Below are 22,830 nucleotides of genomic sequence, written 5' to 3' on the forward strand. Positions count from 1 at the left end.
CTTAGAGCTCCTTTCGATAGAAGCGACGGATAATATCCTCAATATCCGTATCCACCATCTTCAAATCTCGAATCTCAAAATCTGACAAGGTTTGCTTGATAATATCAGCCGTTTGATAGCGTGAACTATCATATTGGATGCTAAGGCTATTTTCCGATCTTTCAACATTCATATCGGACATACCTACATAGTGAGAGCTCCGCTGACTTTGACCAGGAACTAGTTCAAAAGAAAGAGTCTTCATCTTCCCAAAGGTTTCCTTGAGTTGGGTGACTGTACCATCAAAAATCTCTTTCCCTTTGTCAATCATAAAGATCCGATCACATAATTGCTCAATATCACTCAAGTCATGAGTGGTCAACAGAATCGTTGTATGCTCTTCCTGGTTAATCTGGGTGATAGCTTGACGAATATTATCCTTGACAGAGACATCCAAACCAATAGTTGGCTCATCCAAAAATAGGACTTTGGGATTGTGGAGCAAAGAAGCCGCAATATCAGCTCGCATCCGTTGGCCAAGCGAAAGAGTTCGCACGGGGTCCTTGATGAATTCCTTCAAATCCAAGACTTCATTCAAAAAATCCATCCGCTTATAAAAGAGTGAGTCTGGCACATCGTAAATCTCTTTTAAGACCGCATAGGTCTCTTGCAAAGCCAAATCCCACCACAACTGGGTTCGTTGTCCAAAAACCACTCCAATATCCTTAACATAGTCTTGCCGATTATCCTGTGGAATCTTGCCATTAATCCGACAAAAACCAGATGTTGGCTTCAAAATCCCAGTCAGCATTTTAATGGTTGTTGACTTGCCCGCACCATTTGCTCCGATAAAGCCTAAAATCTGTCCTTTAGGAACCTCAAAAGATAAATCCTTGACCGCTTCAAAGGTCTGCTTTTCAGGATGAATAAAGGAGCGCAAAGCTCCCTTCAAACCAGGTTCCTTTACTGTCTTCACAAAATTTTTCTGAAGATGTTTTACTTCTATCATTGCCATATCTATCTCCCTTATCGTAAGGAATAGAAAATCGTATTTTCAAACACAAGTATTCTAAATCTTTACTTTCTACACCTTCTAAATTTTATTATTACAGAAGGCTTTATACCAACCTATTATAGTCCAACAAAAAATAGAATGCAAGCGTTTGCCTATAGATCATGAAATTAAAAATTTCTCTCTAAAAATAATACTTTTAATACAAACTTCTGGTTTAATAGTTTCCTTAAAACACCAAAAAGAGAGTGGGACAGAAATCGGTAATTCGTTAGAATTCGATTTCGTCGCCCCACCTCCGCACAGTTGAGTAGGGCTGTAAAAGCTGATGAAATCAGCGTAGTAGAGCCCACTCAACCACTGCGTCTTGCTCGACAATCCAAAGACAATTGAGAGGCTAGGACTTTTGTCCCAACCTCCTGTTTTGTACTGTTTAGCTAGATTCAGCTTTACCTTCTGAACATAGTTTATTTATTCTCCATCCTTCCTATTTCAACGTGAAACGCTCTATTTAAGATTTCAACCAAACATGTTAAATAGTAGGAAAGTTCCATTGTTCCCCCTCAATTCTATAAAAAGTGTGACTAATTAGAGATAAAATATTAAATTAAATTTACCACAAATCGTAAGGCTAGGTTTGATAAGTTTCTATTTTTGCCAATGCTCTTTTTATCTGTGTTTTTCAATTCTTCCATAAATTCTCTTTTCCGTTTTTGAATGTTTGACAACAAAAAAGGAAGTACCAGCTATTTGCTGTTACTTCCTCTCTATAATTTTAATTGTTTTACTTCGACAAACTGAGATTTAGATTTTAACTCTTACGGAAAATAAAACAGGCTATCCTCCTGAAGTGTATTCTATAACATTATAGTTTAATGCAAAGTGTAGCGATATAGTCATTTCCATAACGTGACAATCGATGTCTTTTGTCACACGATTCATAAAAATCTATCATAGCGAGACCATTTTTAAGTTGTCCTCTAATCTGAGTTTCTAAGGTATGGCTAAATTCATACCCATATTCTGGATTTATGGTTATCTTGCCTTCCTCTTCAAGCTCTTTTGAATTAAAAGGTAGTGAAAACTTTAAAAGTAATTCCTCATCGGGCTTGTCCCATACAATGTCGGCATCATACATGTATATCCAAGGGTTCATAAATCCGACCATTAACAGTCCACCCTTTTTCAATACTCGAGAGGCTTCTTTATACATATTTTCTAAATCTTCTATATATACATTTGAAACCGGATTAAAAATAATATCAAAAGTTTCATTTTCAAATGGAAATGGTTTTGTCATATCGCCTTGAATTGTGTTGATTTTTAAGCCTTCTCTTTTAGCAACCAACTCATCCCTTTGTAATTGTGATTTAGAAAAATCCATTATGGTGACATCATAACCTTTTATAGCAAAAACTGGTCCCTGCTGACCACCACCACAAGCTAAACCTAATATCTTTTTTCATTTGCTTTTTCAAACCATTCTTGTGGAACTTTTTTCCCGACAGTTAATGCAACAGAAATGGGATGTTTTCTAGCTTCTTCTAATTCCTCATGTGTCAATGGCTCAGTGTAGTCATTTTTTACATTATTCCATCTATCTTCATTTAATTTTATATAATTGTTCATCTTATAATCTCCTCGTAATTTATATTATTTCGATTTAAGTTGAATATGTTGCCGTTGCTTGATTTCATCCTATTATACCATATGTTCAATTACTATTATTTCAATATTTTCCCAATTAGTATTTTTAAAATTTATGTTTCGTATATTTAAAATATCGAACCAAAGATTGTTTTTCTTTCATCCCTTTAAAATAAAAATAATGATCCCGTCCATCTTTGGTATTCTCTTTATTGAGTTTGAAATAACTCTTCTGATTAATAGCCATTGTCCTAAGGATAGGATTTTTATATCTCTTTTTTGTCAGGATTATCAGTAGTAATTTCAATTCCTGAAAGTTCAAAATCCTCATAACCTCATCCATTCAAATACCCTAACTCAGATAAATTGTTCGTATTATATATCATAAATTTTACAAAATATTTCTTTCTTAATTCTTGGCAATTCAAGATCGTGTTGGGCACACACGAGGAAGCCGTATTACAGATATCTATTTGCACGTTACACAAAAAACAAAAGATCTAATTATTCCTGTATTAGATTCCTTAACTAAATAAGTGTGGCAAATTTGTGTCAAAACAAAGAAAAAAGGTTTATCCAAATTGGATAAACCCTGTTATATTAAGTTTTTACAAACTTCTTATGCTTTACCTTCTGAACCGAATACATCAATACGCTCTTCAACAGCTGCTGTAATAGCTTCGAAACCTGGTTTCAAGAATTTACGTGGGTCGAAGAGTTTCTTCTTGTCGTATTCTGCTTCGTTTGCATCGTATTCACGTACAAATTGACGTGTTGCGTTTGCAAATGCGATTTGGCACTCAGTATTTACGTTAACTTTTGCTACACCAAGTTTGATAGCTGCTTGGATTTGATCGTCAGGAATACCTGAACCACCGTGCAATACGATTGGGAAGCCTGGAAGAGCCTCTGTCAATTTCTTCAAGTGGTCAAGGTCAAGACCTTCCCAGTTTGCTGGGTATGGTCCGTGGATGTTACCGATACCAGCTGCTAAGAAGTCGATTCCAGTAGCAACCATTGCTTTAGCATCTTCGATTGGAGCCAATTCACCTTTACCGATGATTCCATCTTCTTCACCACCGATAGTACCAACTTCAGCTTCTACTGAGATACCTTTAGCGTGTGCTTTTTCAACAACTTCTTTAGCTAATTTAAGGTTTTCTTCTACTGGAAGGTGTGAACCGTCAAACATGATAGAAGTGTAACCTACTTCGATACACTCAAGTGCATCTTCATAGTGACCATGGTCAAGGTGGATAGCTACTGGTACAGTGATACCCATTGACTCAACAAGGTTTTCGATAAGGGCTTTACATACTTTATAACCACCCATGTATTTTGCAGCACCCATTGAAGTTTGGATAAGCACTGGAGCTTTTTTAGCTTCTGCTGCACGCAAGATAGCTTGAGTCCATTCAAGGTTGTTTGTATTAAATCCACCAACTGCGTAACCATTGTCACGAGCAGCTTGGACAAATTTTTCTGCTGAAACGATTGCCATTTATATAGGCCTCCTAATTATTTTTATGGGGATTTCCCCACTTACATTGTTTATTTTATCACTTTTTTAGAAAAAATACCAGTTTCACTATGAATGTAAAACGCTTTCTATAAAAGATTCTATTAGTGATTTCCTTCAAGCTCTGATAAAATATGTATTTTTAACAAAAAAAGCTAGCCGAAGCCAGCTTATCTAATGCGGAGAGAGGGACTTGAACCCTCACGACCTAAAGCGGTCACAGGATCCTTAGTCCTGCGCGTCTGCCAATTCCGCCATCCCCGCGATTGAGTACTTTACTAGTATAACAGGACAGCTAAGGCTTGTCAAGAAAATTTTTTAGTTTATTTCAAAAAGTCAACCCTCTACTCAATCAAAAAGACTGGGAAATCTAAGCGAAAATGAGGCTAAGACAGAAACACCGAAAACTTAGTGCTACTTAGTTGCAATAAAAACAGCCACCGTTTGGTCTGGATCGTATTTTTCAAAGTCAATAGTATAGTCTCGATGAAGCTCATCTGTTTCTTCAGCCTGCCAAATCCTCTGCCAAGCATGAAAAATCGCTTGTGGGTCCTCCTTATCGGCTTCAAATACTTGATAGCTTTGCTCAGAAGTATCAAAATCATAGACTTCCTCGTCTGTCAAGCGACAGATAGAGAGACTATAGTCTCCCTTATAATCACTAGCATAGTCATGATAGACAGCATAGACCGGCTCCCCTTGGGCAAAAGCTTCTTTCACAGCTCCCTCTTGTTCCTGCCAGAGCGCTTGGATTTTTTCTATACAATACTCATCTTGAAAATTATTGGTCCGAATACTTCCTAGAATTCTTAAAAACATGTGTGTCCCTCTCTTAGATTGATTTATGGATGGCTAACAATCATTTCAAGCTCTTGGCCCTCTAACTTCCAGCTAGCCACATCACTCGGTAAAATAAAATGATCTCCCTTGCGAATTGGATAGGCTTGACCATCGACTGTTAATTGACCTTGTCCATTTAATACGCTGTTAAGCGTATAATCTGCTGTTCTAGTGAAATCAGCCTGACCCGTCAGTTCCCATTTGTAGACAGCAAAGAAATCATTGGCAACCAGTAAAGTGGAAGACAGATTATCCACTTGTAAATTGACTGGACGGCTATTAGCTGGTTCACCAATATTCAAAACATCGATAGATTTTTCTAAGTGCAATTCACGGAGATTTCCTGCATCATCCTTGCGATCAAAATCGTACACACGGTAAGTTGTATCACTAGACTGTTGGGTCTCTAAAATCAAGATACCTGAGCCAATAGCATGCATGGTACCGCTCGGTACATAGAAGAAATCGCCTGCTTTTACCTTTACCTTTGTCAGAAGCTGATTCCAATTTTTAGCTTCAATTTGTTCACGAAGTTCTTCTTTGGTCTTAGCATGATGACCGTAGATGATCTCGGCATCATCATCTGCTGCGATAACATACCAGCACTCTGTCTTACCTAGTTCACCTTCATGCTTCAGCCCATAGGCATCATCTGGATGCACTTGGACACTTAACCAATCATTGGCATCTAAAATCTTCGTTAATAGTGGAAAGACCGGTTCAGGACGATTACCAAAAAGCTCTCGATGTTCTGCATATAATTTGTCCAATTTCTGTCCGGCATACCGACCATTCTTAATAGATGATACTCCATTGGGATGAGCTGAAATCGCCCAATATTCTCCAACTTTATCACTAGGAATTTCATAACCAAACTCATCTCTCAGTCTGGTTCCACCCCAAATTTTTTCTTGCATAACTGATTGTAGAAATAACGGCTCTGACATTTTGACCTCCCAAAAAATATTCTTTTTTTATTATATCAAAAAAACTAATAGGTTTTAACATGCTTCCTTCATCTTTCTATACTAAAAACTACAAAAATTTAGTCATTATCTGAAGCTAAAGCTCGTTCAAAAATATAGGAAAATAAAATTAAAAGTGAAGCTTTCCTCATCTTGATGCTTAAATTTTAGAGAGAAATTTCATGACCAGCTTCAAAAACGAATAATTAATGACCTATACATTTCTTCAGAAGTTAGACTGCGTGTAAAAATAGTCCCTGATAATAAAGCGAGATTGAAACACTTTTGTTCCAATCTCACCTGTTTTATTACTCTTCTTCTACAAACTGACTATTATAAAGATCCGCATAGAAACCTTTTTGCTCCATCAGTTGATCGTGATTTCCTTGTTCGATGATATTTCCATCGCGCATGACAAGAATCAAATCTGCATTGCGAATGGTAGATAGACGATGGGCAATTACAAAAGATGTTCGTCCTTCCATAAGTTTATCCATCGCTTTTTGAATCAACTCTTCAGTCCGTGTATCAACTGAAGATGTTGCTTCATCTAGGATAAGCAACGGAGAATCTTTTAATAGAGCTCTTGCAATCGTTAAGAGTTGTTTTTGCCCAACAGACAGCGTAACCGTATCATCCAGAACCGTATCATAACCATTTGGAAGCGTCATGATGAAGTGATGAACACCAACTGCTTTTGCAGCATCGATAACCGCTTCATCACTGATATTCTCCTGGTTATAGATTAGATTATCTCTAATCGTTCCTTCAAAAAGCCAAGTGTCCTGTAATACCATAGAAAAAGCATCGTGAACTTCTGAGCGTTTCATATCTTTGATATCCACACCGTCAATCATGATTTGCCCACGTTCAATATCATAGAACTTCATGAGTAGGTTAACAATCGTTGTCTTACCAGCACCAGTGGGGCCAACAATTGCAATTTTTTGTCCAGCCTTTGCTTCTGCTGAGAAATCGTGAATAATAGTCTTATCGGGATTGTAACCAAAGAAGACATCTTTAAACTGGACATGCCCCTTTACATCTGTTAATTGTTGAAGTTTGTGCGAATCATCTTCCATATCTTCTTCTGATAAAAACTCAAAGACACGTCCCATAGCTGCACTAGCAGATTGGAGTGTTGTGATTCCCTGGGCAATTTGGGAAAGAGGTTGTGAAAAAATTCGTACGTAGACCATGAAAGCCACAATCGTACCCATGCTGATGGAGTCATTAATAGCCATTGTAGCACCTACAATCACAACCATCACATAGCCAAAATTACCAACAAAGTTCATCAGTGGAAACATAATTCCTGAAATAAATTGTGACTTCCACATACTAGCATACAGATTTTGGTTGAGGACATTGAATGCCAAACGTGTCTTTTCTGCACCATTGTAACTAGTGATAACATTGTGCCCGGAGTACATTTCTTCCACATATCCATTGATAGCTGCTAGATTACTTTGCTGTTCTTGAAAATATCTCTGTGATTTCGCCATCAGAACTGCTGAGAAAATAAAGCCCAATAAGACTGAACCAATCGTCACAAACGAAAGCACAACATTCGTATAAAACATCATAAAGAGCACAGCAATTAAAAGCAAGACTGAAGAAATCAGGGTGCCCAAGCTCTGTGTCAATGATTGTCCAACTGTGTCTACATCATTTGTCACCCGTGATAGAGTATCCCCTTGAGAATGGCTATCAAAGTAACTTAAGGGCAAGCGATTAATTTTTTCTGCAATCGCAGTTCTCAAGCGTTTCGAAAAGTGCTGAATCATATCCGAAATAGCGTAACCCTGTGCATAATTGATAAGAGAACCCACAGCGTAAAGTAAAGCTAGGAACAAACCTATATTTGAGATAGTTCCCAAGTCCATCTCACCTACCAGACCATCTGTAATTAAGTTTGTGATTTCACGTAACTTATAAGGACCAAACACTGTAATAATACTAGAGATGATCGCACCAATTACTGCAATGACAAAAGGAAACTGGAAGCCTTTAATATAGGGCTTCATTTGGGTAAATAAAGGCGTTTTTTTATTTTCCATTTTCTAGCTCCTCCTTTGATAATTGAGAATAAGCAATTTCTTGATACACTTCATTCGTAGCCAACAACTCTTTATGAGTGCCTTGCCCTACGACTTGACCGTTGTCTAGAACTAGGATTTGATCGGCATCCATAATAGTAGAGATTCGTTGGGCAACAATCAGTTTCGTCATATGTTGGGTCCGTTCTGCCAATTCTTTTCGTAAAATACGATCTGTCTTATAATCCAAAGCAGAGAAAGAATCATCAAATATCAAAATTTCTGGCTTACGGGCCAATGCACGAGCAATAGCAAGACGTTGGCGTTGACCACCAGAGTAGTTAGTGCCTCCTTGGGCCACTTCAGACTCAAGTCCTGCCTCTTTTTCTTCTACAAATGATTTGGCCTGTGCTAGTTCCAAGGCTTCCCACATTTTCTCTTCATCTAGTGGTGTCTCCAAGCTTTCTCCAAAATCCAAATTTGAAGAAATTGTTCCTGAGAAAAGCACAGCTTTCTGCGGAATATATCCCACCTTATTCCGTAGGGCCTTAAGCTCATAGTCACGAACATCTACGCCATCGACTAAAATCCTACCTTCTGTCACATCATAGAAACGAGGTATCAAATTGACAAGAGTTGATTTACCTGAGCCAGTAGATCCGATAAAGGCAACTGTTTCACCAGCTTTAGCAGTAAGACTAACACGCTCAATTACTGCTTCAGAATTTTTTGCATAACGGAAAGAAACATCTTCAAAAGTCACTTGTCCTTTGCTTTGACCTTCAGTCTGTGCTTGATCTTCTTCTTTGATACTGCTATCCAGTGCTAACACTTTGTTAATCCGACCAGCTGAAACAAGGGTACGTGGCAAAACAATAAACAAAGCACCCATCAGCAAGAATCCAATGACAACCTGCATACCATAAGACATGAAAACAATCATATCACTGAATAGACCAAGCTTATCCGTAGCTGCTGCGCTATGAATCAAATAAGCTCCAATCCAATAAATAGCCAGCGTTAAGCCACTTGAAATCCCACTCATAATCGGATTGAATAAAGACATGAAGCGATTAATAAAGATATTAAGGCTCGTTACCTCGTCGTTTGCTGCATCGAATTTTGCATCCTGGTAATCTTCTGCATTATAAGCTCGAACGACTCGAATCCCTGTCAAACTTTCACGAGTCACACTATTTAGCTTATCAGTTAAGGTTTGTACAATAGATTGCTTTGGAAAAGCCAAGGTCACTAAGACAATCGTCATCAATATAATGGCCACAACCGCAACTAAAACAGCTATCAACCAAGCATCTGATTTGCCAACAATCTTAGTCATAGCCCAAATCGCCATGATGCTTCCTCGAATAACAACTTGTAGTCCCATGGCGATAAACACCTGAATTTGGGTAATATCGTTGGTTGTTCTGGTCAGAAGACTAGGGATAGAGAATTTTTTAATCTCTGAATCAGAATAATCCAAAACACGATTAAAAATATCCTCACGCAAGCGGGTAGTATAGCTAGAAGCCATCCGTGAGGACACAAAACCAGCTATTACCAACGAGAACAAGCTTGCAAATGATAGGCCCAGCATTTTCAAACCTGGTACCCATAGCTCTCCAGTCCTCGTCCCCGGTGTCTGTAGTAAGGTTGTAATTTCTGACATATAAGTCGGAACTTCTAACTCTAGATAAACAGTCAACCAAACACATAGAATAGTCAAGAAAATCAAACCGAACTCTTTCGCTGTTATACGTTTGAACAACTTAAACATCATATTCTCCTTTTTCTAATTTCTTTATATTTTGATGGAACTTTTCCATAACCAGTGCAAAAATTTCTAACTCTTTTTCCGAAACTCCCTGCAAGATACATTGATCAACCTCATCAAAAAAATCCTGGATTTCTTTGAGGCTATCTTGAGCGACGTTTGTTAGCTGGATAATTTTTGCTCTTTTATCTGTTTTGCTCACTTTCAAGATAATGGTTCCATTTTTTTCCATTCTCTTCATTAAATTGCTGGCAACTGATTTAGAAATATCTAGCTCGCATTCAATATCTCGGATAAAAGTCTGGATTCCTTTTTTATCTCGCTGAGACACAAAATATATAACTTGACCTTGAGGACCGGCCATAAATTCAATCCCACGTTCTTTAGCTCTCAATTCAATCATCCGATAGATTTGACGACCAAAACGTTTGAACTCTAATAATGGTTTTTCCAACGCTTCCACTCCTTTATCAATCTAATACAAAAAAGTTTCCATGAGAACTATTTTAACACATAACACACCAAAGTCAAGAAAAAAGTTACCACGAGAACTATTTTTATAAAAACCAAAAATCCAGCAGGATGCTGGACTCATTCTCCTAAATCAGAATTCCTTCTAAATGATCTAACTCATGCTGACAAATCTGAGCAGGAAGACCATTCAAGGTCATGTGTTGCAGTTTCCAATTTCTATCTAAATACTCCACAGTAATCTCCTGGTAACGCGTCGTCGATCGACTACCAGAAAGAGACAGGCATCCTTCTTCTGCTTGATATGGACTTGATTTTGAGAGCAAAATAGGATTAAACATGACTACAGGCACCAGACCATACTGAAAGATAATCACTCGCTTTCTGACCCCGATCATATTTGCCGCAAGACCCATACAGTTTTCTTGATGCGCAAGTAGAGTGTCCTGTAAATCTTGCGCCAAATAAAGATCCAATTTGGTAGCAGGTTCTGACTTTTGTTGTAAAAATAAAACATCTTTTACAATTTTTTGTTGCATCTTCCACCTCAAAATAAAGAGAGTGGAACAGAAATCGGTAATTCGTTAGAATTCGATTTCGTCGTCCCACCTCCGCACAGTTGAGTAGGGCTGTAAAAGCTGATGGAATCAGCGTAGTAGAGCCCACTCAACCACTGCGTCTTGCTCGACAATCCAAAGACAATTGAGAGGCTAGGACTTTTGTCCCAGACCCACTTTATTATCTTATTTCGCATTTCGTTCACTAATTTCTTTGGCTAATACAAAGTTACCCAAAGTTGCAGAGCCATTTCCAGCTACAGCCGGTGTCACGATATAGTCTCGAACATCAGATACTGGTAGATAGCCATTTAGAAGAACTGTAAATTTCTCACGAACACGATCCAGCATATGCTGTTGAGCCATCACCCCACCGCCAAAAACGATGACATCTGGTCGGAAAGTAACTGTTGCCTGAATAGCAGCTTGGGCAATATAGTAGGCTTGAATATCCCAAACAGAACTATTGAGTTCAATATTTTCACCTCGAACTCCTGTACGAGCCTCCAAACTTGGGCCAGCAGCCAGGCCTTCCAAGCAACCGTTATGAAACGGGCAAACACCATTGAACTCTTTTTCTACATCCATAGGATGTTTCGCTACATAATAGTGCCCCATTTCTGGATGGCCAATTCCTCCAGCAAATTCTCCACGCTGGATTGCTCCTGCTCCAATTCCTGTTCCAATAGTATAGTAGACCAAGTTTTCGATGCGGCCACCAGCATTATTACGAGCAACAACTTCACCGTAAGCCGAACTATTTACATCCGTCGTGAAGTAAATTGGTACATTGAGTGCACGACGTAATGCACCAACAATATCTACATTTGCCCAGTGAGGCTTAGGTGTTGTCGTGATATAGCCATAAGTTTTTGAATTTTGGTCAATATCAATCGGACCAAAAGATCCAACAGCTAGGCTAGCTAAATTGTCAAAACGGGAGAAAAATTCAATTGTTTTATCTAGTGTTTCAATTGGGGTTGTTGTTGGAAACTGTACTTTCTCAATGACCTCAAATTGCTCATTTCCGACGGCACAAACAAATTTTGTACCACCCGCTTCCAAACTTCCGTATAATTTTGTCATAGGAACCTCTTCTGTTACGCCATCTAACTCAAGATTAACTTATGAGTTGAAAAGGCGTGGTTTTTCTTTTACATTCATTTTATTATAGCACATCTCACAATAACTGTTTCATCAAAATATACTTTTTTCATACTTTTTTCAAGGCATTCAATCTAGTGAGTGGCTAGCAGGAAAATCGTCAAGAACATTCTCAACGATTTTAATAGTCTATTCAACTGTTACTGATTTGGCTAAATTGCGTGGTTTATCCACATCTAGTCCACGGTGCAGGGTCGCAAAATAGGCAACCAGCTGTGTTGGAATAACCATTGAGATTGGTGAGAGGTAAGGATGTACTGTTGTAAGAACGATATCATCTGTATCCCTCGCAACATTTTCCTCTGCAATCGTCAAGTTCTTAGCGCCTCGTGCAACCACTTCTTGGATATTTCCGCGTGTGTGATTTGCAAGGACAGGATCTGATAGGAGGGCAATCACTGGTGTTCCTTCTTCAATCAAGGCAATGGTTCCATGCTTGAGCTCACCAGCTGCAAAGCCTTCGCATTGAATGTAAGAGATTTCTTTGAGTTTGAGACTAGCTTCCATAGCTACGTAATAGTCTTGTCCACGCCCAATATAAAAGGCATTGCGAGTGGTTTCGAGAAGCTCACGGACCTTGGCATCAATGATTTCTTTCTCTGAAAGAGTTGACTCGATAGACTGAGCCACGATTGACAACTCATGAACGAGGTCAAATGCTTGTGCTTTGGCATTGCCGTTTGCTTCACCGACTGCTTTTGCAAGAAAGGCTAGAGCTGCGATTTGCGCTGTGTAAGCCTTGGTTGAAGCCACAGCAATTTCAGGTCCAGCATGAAGAAGCATGGTATGGTTTGCTTCACGTGAAAGAGTTGATCCTGGTACATTTGTGACTGTCAAGCTTGGAATGCCCATTTCATTAGCCTTAACCAAAACCTGGCGACTATCAGCTGTCTCACCAGACTGGCTGATAAAGATAAAGAGCGGTTTCTTACTGAGAAGTGGCATACCGTAACCCCACTCTGATGAAATCCCAAGTTCTACTGGTGTATCTGTCAATTCTTCCAACATTTTCTTAGAAGCAAATCCTGCATGATAAGATGTTCCAGCCGCAAGGATATAGAGGCGATCTGCTTCTTGAACCGCCTTGATGATAGCTGGATCAACAACAACTTGACCAGCTTCATCTGTGTAGGCTTGGATCAATTTACGCATAACAGTTGGTTGCTCATCGATTTCTTTGAGCATGTAATATGGGTAAGTTCCCTTACCAATATCTGACAAATCTAGTTCAGCAGTGTAGCTGGCACGATCACGGCGATTGCCATCATAATCTTGAACTTCTACACTGTCTGCCTTAACGATCACCAACTCCTGGTCATGGATTTCCATGTATTGGCTAGTTTCACGAATCATAGCCATAGCATCTGAGCAGACCATGTTATAGCCATCGCCAAGACCAATCAAAAGCGGTGATTTGTTCTTCGCCACATAGATCACTTCAGCATCCTGTGAGTCAACCAAGGCAAAGGCATACGAACCACGGATGATATGAAGAGCTTTTTTGAAGGCCTCAAGCACTGACAGACCATCTTCTTCAGCAAATTTTCCAATCAAGTGAACGGCGATTTCAGTATCTGTTTGCCCCTTGAAGTGGTGACCTGCAAGGTATTCTTCCTTGATTTCAAGGTAGTTTTCAATCACCCCATTGTGCACCAAGACAAAGCGTTCCGTCTCAGATCGGTGCGGATGAGCATTGTTCTCTGTAGGTTTTCCATGAGTCGCCCAGCGCGTATGACCAATCCCTGTCGTCCCTTCGATACCTTCTGCCTTTGCAGACAATTCAGCAATACGACCAACTGCTTTCACCAAATGATTTTGCGTTCCACCTAAGACAAAAATCCCTGCAGAATCATAACCACGGTACTCTAACTTTTCAAGTCCTTGAATCAAAATATCTGTTGCGTTTGTATTTCCCACAACTCCGACAATTCCACACATACTTACTAATTGAGTGATACTTTTCTTGCATCACTACTCTCCTTCAAAATTGGTATAGTCTAATAAAGTACATATTAAACAAGCAAAAAAAGTATATAATTTTCTTTTTTGTTGTCAAGTTCTAAAATTGGTATAGCTATCATCGCGTGGGATTATCTAGCAAAAACTCCGCCGCCATCAGCGACAGAGTTTGCACTTATTTAAATCAAAAGCCATTTTGTTGACTCAACTCTTTAAACCAACGACCAGATTTTTTGATGATGCGCTCTTGTGTTTCCAAATTGAGTTCAATCAAACCATAACGGTTTTTATAGCTATTGAGCCAAGACCAGCAATCTATAAAAGTCCACATGAGGTAACCTTTACAGTTAGCACCATCCTGGATAGCCCGATGGAGCTCGCGCAAATGTCCTTTGACAAACTCAATACGGTAATCATCTTGGATGAAGCCTTGGTCACGGAACTTTTCTTCTCCTTCAACTCCCATTCCATTCTCCGTTAGCATCCATTCAATGTTTCCATAATTTTCCTTGATATTTTGTGCAATATCATAAATCCCTTGTTCATAAATTTCCCAGCCACGGTGCGGGTTAATCTTTCGACCTGGCATGACATAAGGTTCATAAAAATGCTCTGGCAAAAGTGGTGACTCAGGATGCTTTAAATACTTAGGTGCTGCAACCCGAAGGGGCTGGTAATAATTCACCCCAAGAAAATCTACTGTATTTTCTCGGATGATCTGTAGTTGCTCTTCTGTAGCTGCTGGCAAGAGATCATATTGACGCAATAATTCGACCAATTCAGCTGGATAATATCCCAAAACTGAAGGATCTAAAAAGGATCTAGCTTGGAATAGCTCGGCAATATGAGCAGCTTTTAAATCTGCTGGATGCTGACTACGTGGGTAAGCCGGAGTCAGATTGAGAATAATACCAATCTTATAATCTGCAGAAACCTCATGACAAGCCTTAACTGCTAAGGAACTAGCCAGCTGGGTATGATAGGCTACTTTTACTGCTGCATGTGCGTCTACCTTATGTGGGTAATGCCCATCATAAAAATATCCAAACTCGACTGGGACGATCGGTTCATTAAAAGTGACCCATTGATCTACTAAATCTCCAAATGTTTTAAAACAGAAGCGAGCATAATTTTCGTAAGCATAAACAGTATCCAAACTTTCCCAACCTTCTTGAGCTTCCTGCAAGGCAAAAGGCAAATCAAAATGATAAAGATTGACAATCAAGCGAATACCTTTTGATTGAATCCTTTCAAAAACCTTGCGATAAAATTCAACGCCCACTTGATTCACCGGACCATGGCCATTTGGAAAAAGCCGAGACCACTGGATTGAAGTTCGAAAGGCTGTATGCCCTGTCTCAACTAAAAGATCGATGTCTTGCTCCCAATGTTCATAAAAAGTAGATGTTTTCTCTGGACCGATTTCATTATGAAAACGATAGGTTTCTTGACTAAACCAATAGTCCCACAGGTTGTCACCTTTTCCATCCCCTATCATTCGTCCTTCTGTCTGTGGACCAGATGTAGAAGAACCCCAAACAAAATCTTTTGGAAATGTCAGCATATTGATACCTCACTTTATAAAGTCACCTTCATTATACTCTTTCTGAGGCAATAAAAATAGGACTTATTTATTCTATTTTTTCCGCTTTTTAAAGAGAAAAATGACAAAATAAGTCCAACATTTGATAGATAGTTTAATCCATCTGTTGACGATAAGCTTTGGGAGATTTTCCGCACAACTTTCTAAACACTTTGTAAAAATAGCCTACATTACTATAACCAACAGCATAGCATACATCTTCTATGCTGTCATTAGTTGACAGCAGCAACTGTTGAGCTGCTTTAATGCGTTGTTTATTTAAAAGTTCAGCAAAGGTTGAATTGGTTTCTCGTTTGATCAACTGCCCCAAATAGACTGGGTTGATAAACAGTTCTTTACTAATGTCCTTCAAAGAAAGATCCTTTTGATAATCACGGCCGATGACTTCTAAGACGCTGGCTACATTTTCATTCATACGATACTGAGCGAATAATTCCGTCAATTTCTGCTTAATGTATTTTAACAAACTTTCAAATTTTGATACACTTTCAATCTCTTTGATAATGCTGGTCATATCATCAGGCTGTAAATGCTCAAACAAGTGGTAGACATCCATCATAAATTGAATAAAGAGTTGCTTGGTAATCGATACTCTTGGTGTATGACTTAAAACAATTCCTTTGAGCATATCTAGCTCTTCTAAGATTTGATTGATATTCCCCTGAATAATCACTCGATACATCGGTTCATAGTACTGAAAGAGAGGATCTGTTTGCTTTCTCCCAACTGTACCATAAAACAGCATTTTTTCGAGATCATTTTTAAATTGTTGTATTCTTTCCTTATATGGTGAAGAAAGCTCCAACTGATAAAAATTGGTCTCTTCTTCGTGATGAGACAAGCAAAGATAGAGCATCTGATTCGACACTGGATAAGTAGTCGATGCAAATCCATGTGGATCGTGACTAGCTCCCAACCAGACAGGTGCTTTGCTTTCTAAGAGAGACTCTAACTCTTCCTCTGAGAGCTCCTCTTGAAAGATTTTCTCGATTTCATGATAAGAAGACTGCTCAAATTGTTGAGAAAGTTTTTCTAGAATTGTAGCTAGTTCAACTTTATTGACTGGCTTAACCAAGTAGTCAGCTACTTGCAGATTCAGAGCTGTCTTGACGTACTCAAATTCTTGATAGCCAGACAGGATAATAAAAGCTACATTCGGTAAGATTTCCTTCATTTGAGCAATCATGTCGAGACCATTCATACCAGGCATATTGACATCTGTAATGACTAGGTCCACTGGATTCTGACTGATGTATTCTAAAGCCGTTTCAGCATCATTAGCCGTCGCAACGACCTCCATCTTCCATTTTTCAAAGGGAATGAGAACTTTCAATCCCTCTGTAATCATATATTCATCATCTACTAATAGTACTTTATACATTGTATTTTTTATTCATCCTTGATTTCTATGATATAGCGAACCCCTTTATTTTCTTCCGAATCAACAGCAATGCTGTAGCGGTCTCCAAAGAAAAGTAAAAAGCGTTCATGGATATTGATGATTCCAATCGAGGTTCTCTTTTCTTTGTTTTCTGAAGCTTCTAGTTGGCGATTTGATAGAATATGGCAAATTTCTGCTAACTTTTCAGCTTTTATTCCTCGGCCATTATCCTGGATTAAAATGCGACTAGCCCCTGACATTTTTAAAACTTTGACACTAATCACATTGTCCTTTCTACGGTAATCTACACCATGAGCAAAGTAATTTTCTACCAAAGGTTGGATGGTAAATTTAGGTATAACCATCTTTTTCAATTCCTCAGCTATGGTAAAGCCGTAAGCTACAGAATTGGGATGTCGCACCATACAAAGATAGCTATATTTACGACAAAACTCTAGTTCGCTTTCTAATGTTACCTGAGTTTCATCAGAGATATTATTCCTTAATAAGCTACTAAATTCATAAATAATATCTGCAAGCTCGTCCTGACTTTTCATGACCGCATACATCCGAATAAACTCTAAAGTATTATACATAAAATGAGGATTAATCTGTGCTTGTAAGGCTCTCATATTCGCATCTTTTTGATTGAGCTGAAGCTGATAAATATCATGGATATTACGATCTAGATTATCCAACATGGTATTGGTATTATCCGAAATCAAGAGCAGCTCCTGCTCTTTTGTAGCTGTGTCAATACGCAGATGGCTAGCCCCTTGACCAATCGCTTGAATCGTATCTACCACATCAACAACCTGACGCTGATAGTTGCGGAAGACTCGTTGCAAAATTACATAAAGACTAGCTGTCAAAATCAAGCTAACTCCTAAAATGAAGATCGTGCTACGAACGGTCTCCTCCCGTAAGTAATCTTTGGGCAAGGCCACTTCTACCACATAATCATGTGCACTGTAGCGCTTAATCCACTTACCGGCCAACCCTTCTCCAGTTTGAAAAATCACCTGGTTATAGGGAGAAGTAATCTTGACAAGGAGTGGCAAATCATTACGTACATTATCAATGATTTGATTGAAAACAGTTGAGTCAATCGTCATATAGGCTGTACCAATCATTTGATTCGCTGTATCATAAATCGGAATGGGAATAGCATTTTCAGATGGCTTATAGGAGCTGGCTAGTATTTGCACACCACCTCGATGACTGCGGCTTGAAGTAAAGACCATTTTATAATCTTGTAAGGCAATGTCAATCCCTGTGATATAGCTGTTTTCAAAATAAATGTCATTAATATTATCATGAAGGGATACTTTAATAACATCATTGAGAGCATTTTGGAGCTTCCAAGAAGCATAAGCAGATGGCGACAAGCTGAAGTATTTATACACTCCCTCTAATTTGGCAGAATTACCAAATAGATCTTGTATCAGCTGACGGCTCCTTTGATGATAATATTCAACCTCATCCACTGTACGACTAACAACTCGTTGCGAAATGCTGCTTGCCTCCTGCACTTTGGTTTGCCAACTAGCGTAAGAAATAAGCAGAGCTACAAAACCAACTAGAATAAACATCGTCGTCGCATAAACTTTTAATAAAGAATGTAACCAAAATCGTTTCATAATTACACAATCAATTTGGACTTAAACAATTCATAAACAGGCTTTAATACATCACTAATAAAGAAATGCCAAGCACCAATAAAAACAAAAAATCCTAAAGCAGGTGCATAGTAACTGGCCACTAAAAGGAGGGCCGTTCCGAGTAACATTTTTAGCATGGCACTGATATTCAAAAAAATGCCGATAATCGATAATTTTAAGCTATTTACATAAGACAATTCAAAATGTACCTGAAGTTTTAAATAAACCGAATAAACCAGTGGCAAAACCAAGGCAAAAATCAGGTTCACAAGGCTTAAAAAAATGGTAAAAAGTGACTGTGGAAGTTGAATAAGCAGATAAACACCATAGATAAATAATGCTTCCACTACAGCAATAGAATAAAAAACTTGGTTTGCTTGGATAAAATTGTCTTTAAATAAGTTCCAAGCTTGCTGAAAATGATAAGCCTTATAATTGCTCCCATGCTCTGCATAAAGCGACATTAAAACAGCGCCAGCAGGTGCCACACCAAAGATAAGACCACCGCAAAACGACAATAGGAGAAAAATACCCGACGCCAGCATTGCCAAATAAACCTTTTGAAAAATAAACTCAATCATTCGTCCCATATACTCCTCCTGTCACACTTCAGCGCTTCCCATTTAGGTCTCTACAAACGAGTCCTTTCGATTTCTAGACCCGCTGTAAATAGCTATCTATTCTAAAAAAGATAGGCTCAATCTATAAAATATTATATCATATTTCCGTATTTTCTTAAAAAGGCGAAAAAATGATTCTTCAAAAAAACCAAGGCTGAGGCGCTACCGCCTCAGCCTCAACTTGTTGTATTGGATTATTTTTTAGATGCTAAGAATTCGTCGTATTGTTTTTGCAATTCTTTCAATACTTTGTCATAAGCACCTTCTGATTTCAGTTTGTCCATCAATTTTGGAATTTCAACTTCTGGGTCAACTGTACCAGTGTTGATTGCAGCTGAATATTGTTTTACTGTGTTGATAACAGCTGTGATTTCAGACTTAACTGGCTCAGTGTTAAAGTTAAAGCCAAGTGCTGGAGATTCTTTTGCTTCTGCAAGAGTTTTCTTAGATTCAGCAACTTGTTCGTCAGTTACATTTTCATTGAGGTAAAGAAGCCAGTTATTACCTGTGTTCCAACCAGACATATGAGTGTTTCCGTTATATGGTTTCAAGACTTTTACACGGTCTTCTTTTCCAGCAACTTTTTCCCAGTTTTCGCCTTCTGGTCCGTAAACCAAGCCATTCAAGAGTTCTTTATCTGTATTCAATACATTCAAAACTTCCATAGCTTTTTCTTTGTTCTTAGAAGTGTTTGAGATGATAAAGTTTGCCACTTGCGCTGTTTGGTTCTTCTTATAGAAGTCGATAAATGGTCGAATAGTGATATTGCGGTTTGCTACACGTGAAAGCAAGCTGTTTCCGTAGTCAGCAGGTCCTACTGTTTCTTCACGAACAAACCAAGTATCTGTTTGAAGATCGTAAGAAGTATCACTTGTTGCTACGTCTTGAGGGATGTATCCTGCTTGGTAGTATTTGTGAAGTGTCTTCAAATGTTCTACAAAGCGTGGAACTTCATAACGGTTTACAACTTTAGTAGCATCCCCTTTCAAGTCAATTACAAATGGCAATTCGTTGGTTACAGGGTAATCAAAGTTTTCTGAAGGGACAAAGTCTTTGTTGATTGCAAAAGGTGTTGTCTCAGGAGCTTTTTCTTTGATCGTTTTCAAAGCTGCTTCAAGATCTTCATATGAATTCACATTTGAAACATCAATGCCGTATTTTTCTAAGAGTGGGCCATTGAAAGCAAAGTGTTGTGCTGAGGTAATATTAGCATTTACCGGAACAGCATAAAGTTTGCCATTTACTGTATTCCCTTTGATATAAGCAGGGTCTAATGATTTATAGAGCTCTTTTCCTTCTTTTTTGTAAAGATCTGTCAAATCAGCATAGGCACCTTTTTGCGCATTAATGACATAGTTTTGAGCAAATGCGATATCAAAGTTCTCTCCTGATTGAACCATAACGTTCATCTTGTCACCATATTCGCCCCAGCCAATATATTGGATGTCAAGTTTTACACCAGTTTTCTTTTCAATAATCTTGTTTGCATTTTCAAGTAGTTTATCAAGGTTATCAGGTTTATCACCAATTTGATACATTTTGATGACTGTTTTGCCATCTTCAGATTTTGCTGAAGATTTCTTTTCACCTGTCAAGCTACTACAAGCAGCTAGTGTTGCTGCAAGCGCTACGACACTAGCAGAAGTTAAAGCAAACTTTTTCCAATTTTTCATAAGAATTTCTCCTTTTTTATATTTTTATATTGGACAAATTTAGGTTGATCTATCTAGATCAAAGCAACCTTATTCTTTCACGCCACCAATTGTCAAACCTTTAACAAAATAGCGTTGGAAGAAAGGATAAACACAGGCAATTGGTAGGGTTGATACAACAACCATTGCCATACGAGCAGATTCTTTTGGTAAGCTTCCACTCAAAGAGGCCAGCTGAGCACTTGCTCCTGCACTTTTTGATAGAAACTCCATATTTGCTTGAATCTTCATCAATAAATACTGTAAAGGCACTAAGTTATCGCTCTTAATATAAAGCAAGGCATTAAACCAATCATTCCAGAAAGCGAGAGCTGTGAAGAGACTGATGGTAGCAATCCCTGGCAATACCAGTGGTAAGCAAATCTGGAAGAAAACACGTGATTCGCTAGCGCCATCAATCTTAGCTGATTCAATAATCGCCTCTGGGATTGTCTTTTTGATAAAGGTTCTCATAACAATGATATTAAATGGACTTAATAGCATCGGCAAAATCAACGCAGCTACTGTATCTCCTAAATCAAGCAATGACGTCATAATGATATAGGTCGGTACCATACCGGCACTAAAAAGCATACTAGCCATGGCAAACAAGGTGAAGAAGCGTCTATATTTAAATGTACTTCTTGAAATAGCATAAGCATAGGTCGTTGTGAAGAAGACATTTAAACATGTCCCGACAACTGTGATAAAAACAGTGATAAAGAGAGATTGCAAAATCTTGTCTTTGAGTTGAACCAAAAATTCATACCCGGCAAAGCTGAATTGTGATGGCCAAAATTGGAAGCCATCTACAACCAACCTTGTCTCATCTGTCATCGAAATGATGATAACAAAGAAGAACGGCAGGATACAAGATAGAGCAAATAAAGCTACAATGATATTGAAGAAAATATCTGCTTTTTTACTGAAGGAATGGATACCTACGTTGTCTATTTTTCTTTTTTCATAAACATCCTTCCCTTCTAGAATAAAGCTGAATCTTTATCAATACGACGAACAATCAGATTTGTTGTAATCACTAAGAAAAGTCCGACAACTGACTGGTAAAGACCTGCTGCTGCTGCCATACTAATATCCCCTGTTTTAGCCAAACCATGGTACACATAAGTATCCAGTACATTTGTGACATTGTAAATAGTTCCAGAATCGCGTGGAATCTGATAGAATAAACCAAAGTCAGCTCGGAAGATATTTCCAACAGCCAAAATAGTCAAAATAGTAATAAGTGGTGCAAGCTGCGGTAAGGTTACATGGCGAATGCGTTGCCACTTCGTTGCTCCATCAACTGTAGCCGCTTCATAATAACTCGGATCAATCCCCATGATACTTGCATAGTAGATGATACTATTATAGCCGAGGCCTTTCCAAATTCCGATAAATAGTAGGAATGCTGGCCAGAATGGCGCAAAGTTATACCAGCTAACTGGCTTCACTCCAAAACTTCCTAGGATATTATTTAGTAATCCCCTATCAGGGCTTAAGAAAGCGTAAACGAAGAAACTAATAATGATCCAAGATAAGAAATAAGGGAAGAGCATGGTTGTTTGGTAAATTTTTACTATTTTCTTAGAGCGTAACTCACTAAAGATAATCGCTACTCCCACTGCTACAATCAATCCTAAAACAATGAAGCCGATATTATAAAGCAAAGTGTTTCGAGTGATAACATAAGCGTCTTGCGAACTAAACAGGAATTTGAAATTATCAAATCCTACCCATTCACTACTCAATACACTATGGATAAAGCCTTCTCCACTGAGCCGGTAATTTTTGAAAGCTACTACATTTCCCAAAACTGGAATGTAGAAAAATAAAATCAGCCAAATGACCCCTGGCAAAACCATCAGGAAAAATATGAAGTTTTCTTTGATAGTCTGAATAAGCTTTTTCATAAAATCTCCTTTCTAGGCACTTGGTACCGCTTCCA

At 38.4% G+C, this 22,830-nt stretch carries 17 protein-coding genes, 1 tRNA gene and 2 pseudogenes; all 20 read right to left on the minus strand.

All coding sequences use genetic code 11. From position 1 onward, the window contains the following. Window position 1 precedes the first annotated feature (1 nt). Window positions 2-994, minus strand: coding sequence for an ABC transporter ATP-binding protein (locus tag HMPREF9182_RS04355; RefSeq protein ID WP_009754713.1), 993 nt, complete (start codon window positions 992-994; stop codon window positions 2-4). 862 nt (window positions 995-1,856) lie between these two features. Beyond that, window positions 1,857-2,620 (minus strand): annotated as a pseudogene (locus HMPREF9182_RS04360) (class I SAM-dependent methyltransferase). Window positions 2,621-2,744: 124 nt separating this feature from the next. Beyond that, window positions 2,745-2,897 (minus strand): annotated as a pseudogene (locus HMPREF9182_RS10920) (DUF5960 family protein); the annotation flags it as partial. A gap of 360 nt (window positions 2,898-3,257) precedes the next feature. Then, the gene (locus HMPREF9182_RS04370; RefSeq protein ID WP_008809690.1) at window positions 3,258-4,139 is read right to left on the minus strand and encodes a class II fructose-bisphosphate aldolase; all 882 of its coding nucleotides are present in this window, start codon (window positions 4,137-4,139) and stop codon (window positions 3,258-3,260) included. Window positions 4,140-4,335: 196 nt separating this feature from the next. Further along, window positions 4,336-4,421, minus strand: a tRNA-Leu gene (locus HMPREF9182_RS04375). Window positions 4,422-4,571: 150 nt separating this feature from the next. Then, a complete protein-coding gene (locus HMPREF9182_RS04380) occupies window positions 4,572-4,976 on the minus strand; it encodes a GyrI-like domain-containing protein (RefSeq protein WP_009443221.1) in 405 nt (134 codons plus the stop codon). Between the two features lie 23 nt (window positions 4,977-4,999). Beyond that, complete coding sequence (gene manA / locus HMPREF9182_RS04385) at window positions 5,000-5,944, minus strand: mannose-6-phosphate isomerase, class I (protein ID WP_009754886.1); 945 nt, start codon at window positions 5,942-5,944, stop codon at window positions 5,000-5,002. A 326-nt stretch (window positions 5,945-6,270) separates the two neighbouring features. Beyond that, window positions 6,271-8,022, minus strand: coding sequence for an ABC transporter ATP-binding protein (locus tag HMPREF9182_RS04390; RefSeq protein WP_009443685.1), 1,752 nt, complete (start codon window positions 8,020-8,022; stop codon window positions 6,271-6,273). Continuing rightward, window positions 8,012-9,778: an ABC transporter ATP-binding protein gene (locus HMPREF9182_RS04395; protein ID WP_009443071.1), complete on the minus strand. Its 1,767-nt coding sequence runs from the start codon at window positions 9,776-9,778 to the stop codon at window positions 8,012-8,014. The genes HMPREF9182_RS04390 and HMPREF9182_RS04395 overlap by 11 nt, the downstream gene beginning before the upstream one ends. After that, window positions 9,771-10,229, minus strand: a complete 459-nt coding sequence (locus HMPREF9182_RS04400; RefSeq protein ID WP_009754586.1) for a MarR family winged helix-turn-helix transcriptional regulator — start codon at window positions 10,227-10,229, stop codon at window positions 9,771-9,773. Before HMPREF9182_RS04400 ends, HMPREF9182_RS04395 begins: the two co-directional genes overlap by 8 nt. A 145-nt stretch (window positions 10,230-10,374) precedes the next feature. Then, entirely contained in the window at window positions 10,375-10,785 is a 411-nt protein-coding gene (locus HMPREF9182_RS04405) for a peptide deformylase (protein ID WP_009443613.1), read from the minus strand. Window positions 10,786-10,989: 204 nt separating this feature from the next. Continuing rightward, window positions 10,990-11,889 carry a fructokinase ScrK gene (gene scrK / locus HMPREF9182_RS04410; protein ID WP_009754897.1) on the minus strand — a complete coding sequence of 300 codons (900 nt, stop codon included), beginning with the start codon at window positions 11,887-11,889 and terminating at the stop codon, window positions 10,990-10,992. Window positions 11,890-12,096: 207 nt separating this feature from the next. Beyond that, a complete protein-coding gene (gene glmS / locus HMPREF9182_RS04415; protein ID WP_009443814.1) occupies window positions 12,097-13,905 on the minus strand; it encodes a glutamine--fructose-6-phosphate transaminase (isomerizing) in 1,809 nt (602 codons plus the stop codon). Between the two features lie 205 nt (window positions 13,906-14,110). Continuing rightward, a complete protein-coding gene (locus HMPREF9182_RS04420; RefSeq protein WP_009755037.1) occupies window positions 14,111-15,490 on the minus strand; it encodes a glycoside hydrolase family 1 protein in 1,380 nt (459 codons plus the stop codon). Between the two features lie 133 nt (window positions 15,491-15,623). Then, window positions 15,624-16,910: a response regulator transcription factor gene (locus HMPREF9182_RS04425; protein ID WP_009754622.1), complete on the minus strand. Its 1,287-nt coding sequence runs from the start codon at window positions 16,908-16,910 to the stop codon at window positions 15,624-15,626. An 8-nt stretch (window positions 16,911-16,918) separates the two neighbouring features. After that, on the minus strand, window positions 16,919-18,550 hold the full coding sequence (locus HMPREF9182_RS04430) for a sensor histidine kinase (RefSeq protein WP_009443461.1): 1,632 nt from the start codon (window positions 18,548-18,550) through the stop codon (window positions 16,919-16,921). A gap of 2 nt (window positions 18,551-18,552) precedes the next feature. Next, on the minus strand, window positions 18,553-19,161 hold the full coding sequence (locus HMPREF9182_RS04435; protein WP_009443638.1) for a DUF624 domain-containing protein: 609 nt from the start codon (window positions 19,159-19,161) through the stop codon (window positions 18,553-18,555). 224 nt (window positions 19,162-19,385) lie between these two features. Further along, window positions 19,386-20,864, minus strand: a complete 1,479-nt coding sequence (locus HMPREF9182_RS04440; protein ID WP_009443710.1) for an ABC transporter substrate-binding protein — start codon at window positions 20,862-20,864, stop codon at window positions 19,386-19,388. A gap of 69 nt (window positions 20,865-20,933) precedes the next feature. After that, entirely contained in the window at window positions 20,934-21,872 is a 939-nt protein-coding gene (locus HMPREF9182_RS04445; protein WP_037602701.1) for a carbohydrate ABC transporter permease, read from the minus strand. Continuing rightward, window positions 21,866-22,795 (minus strand): ABC transporter permease, encoded by a 930-nt coding sequence (locus tag HMPREF9182_RS04450; protein WP_009754561.1) that lies wholly within the window; start codon window positions 22,793-22,795, stop codon window positions 21,866-21,868. Before HMPREF9182_RS04450 ends, HMPREF9182_RS04445 begins: the two co-directional genes overlap by 7 nt. Window positions 22,796-22,830: the final 35 nt, after the last annotated feature.

The organism is Streptococcus sp. oral taxon 056 str. F0418 (assembly GCF_000220065.1).
Lineage (GTDB): Bacteria > Bacillota > Bacilli > Lactobacillales > Streptococcaceae > Streptococcus.

Bases quoted from the DNA above. Each gene is read 5' to 3' on its own strand.
- HMPREF9182_RS04390 (WP_009443685.1), bottom strand. From the start codon at position 8,022: ATGGAAAATAAAAAAACGCCTTTATTTACCCAAATGAAGCCCTATATT.
- HMPREF9182_RS04370 (WP_008809690.1), bottom strand. From the start codon at position 4,139: ATGGCAATCGTTTCAGCAGAAAAATTTGTCCAAGCTGCTCGTGACAAT.
- HMPREF9182_RS04440 (WP_009443710.1), bottom strand. From the start codon at position 20,864: ATGAAAAATTGGAAAAAGTTTGCTTTAACTTCTGCTAGTGTCGTAGCG.
- glmS (WP_009443814.1), bottom strand. From the start codon at position 13,905: ATGTGTGGAATTGTCGGAGTTGTGGGAAATACAAACGCAACAGATATT.
- HMPREF9182_RS04425 (WP_009754622.1), bottom strand. From the start codon at position 16,910: ATGTATAAAGTACTATTAGTAGATGATGAATATATGATTACAGAGGGA.
- HMPREF9182_RS04435 (WP_009443638.1), bottom strand. From the start codon at position 19,161: ATGGGACGAATGATTGAGTTTATTTTTCAAAAGGTTTATTTGGCAATG.
- HMPREF9182_RS04405 (WP_009443613.1), bottom strand. From the start codon at position 10,785: ATGCAACAAAAAATTGTAAAAGATGTTTTATTTTTACAACAAAAGTCA.
- HMPREF9182_RS04420 (WP_009755037.1), bottom strand. From the start codon at position 15,490: ATGCTGACATTTCCAAAAGATTTTGTTTGGGGTTCTTCTACATCTGGT.
- HMPREF9182_RS04380 (WP_009443221.1), bottom strand. From the start codon at position 4,976: ATGTTTTTAAGAATTCTAGGAAGTATTCGGACCAATAATTTTCAAGAT.
- HMPREF9182_RS04395 (WP_009443071.1), bottom strand. From the start codon at position 9,778: ATGTTTAAGTTGTTCAAACGTATAACAGCGAAAGAGTTCGGTTTGATT.
- HMPREF9182_RS04430 (WP_009443461.1), bottom strand. From the start codon at position 18,550: ATGAAACGATTTTGGTTACATTCTTTATTAAAAGTTTATGCGACGACG.
- scrK (WP_009754897.1), bottom strand. From the start codon at position 11,889: ATGACAAAATTATACGGAAGTTTGGAAGCGGGTGGTACAAAATTTGTT.
- manA (WP_009754886.1), bottom strand. From the start codon at position 5,944: ATGTCAGAGCCGTTATTTCTACAATCAGTTATGCAAGAAAAAATTTGG.
- HMPREF9182_RS04450 (WP_009754561.1), bottom strand. From the start codon at position 22,795: ATGAAAAAGCTTATTCAGACTATCAAAGAAAACTTCATATTTTTCCTG.
- HMPREF9182_RS04355 (WP_009754713.1), bottom strand. From the start codon at position 994: ATGGCAATGATAGAAGTAAAACATCTTCAGAAAAATTTTGTGAAGACA.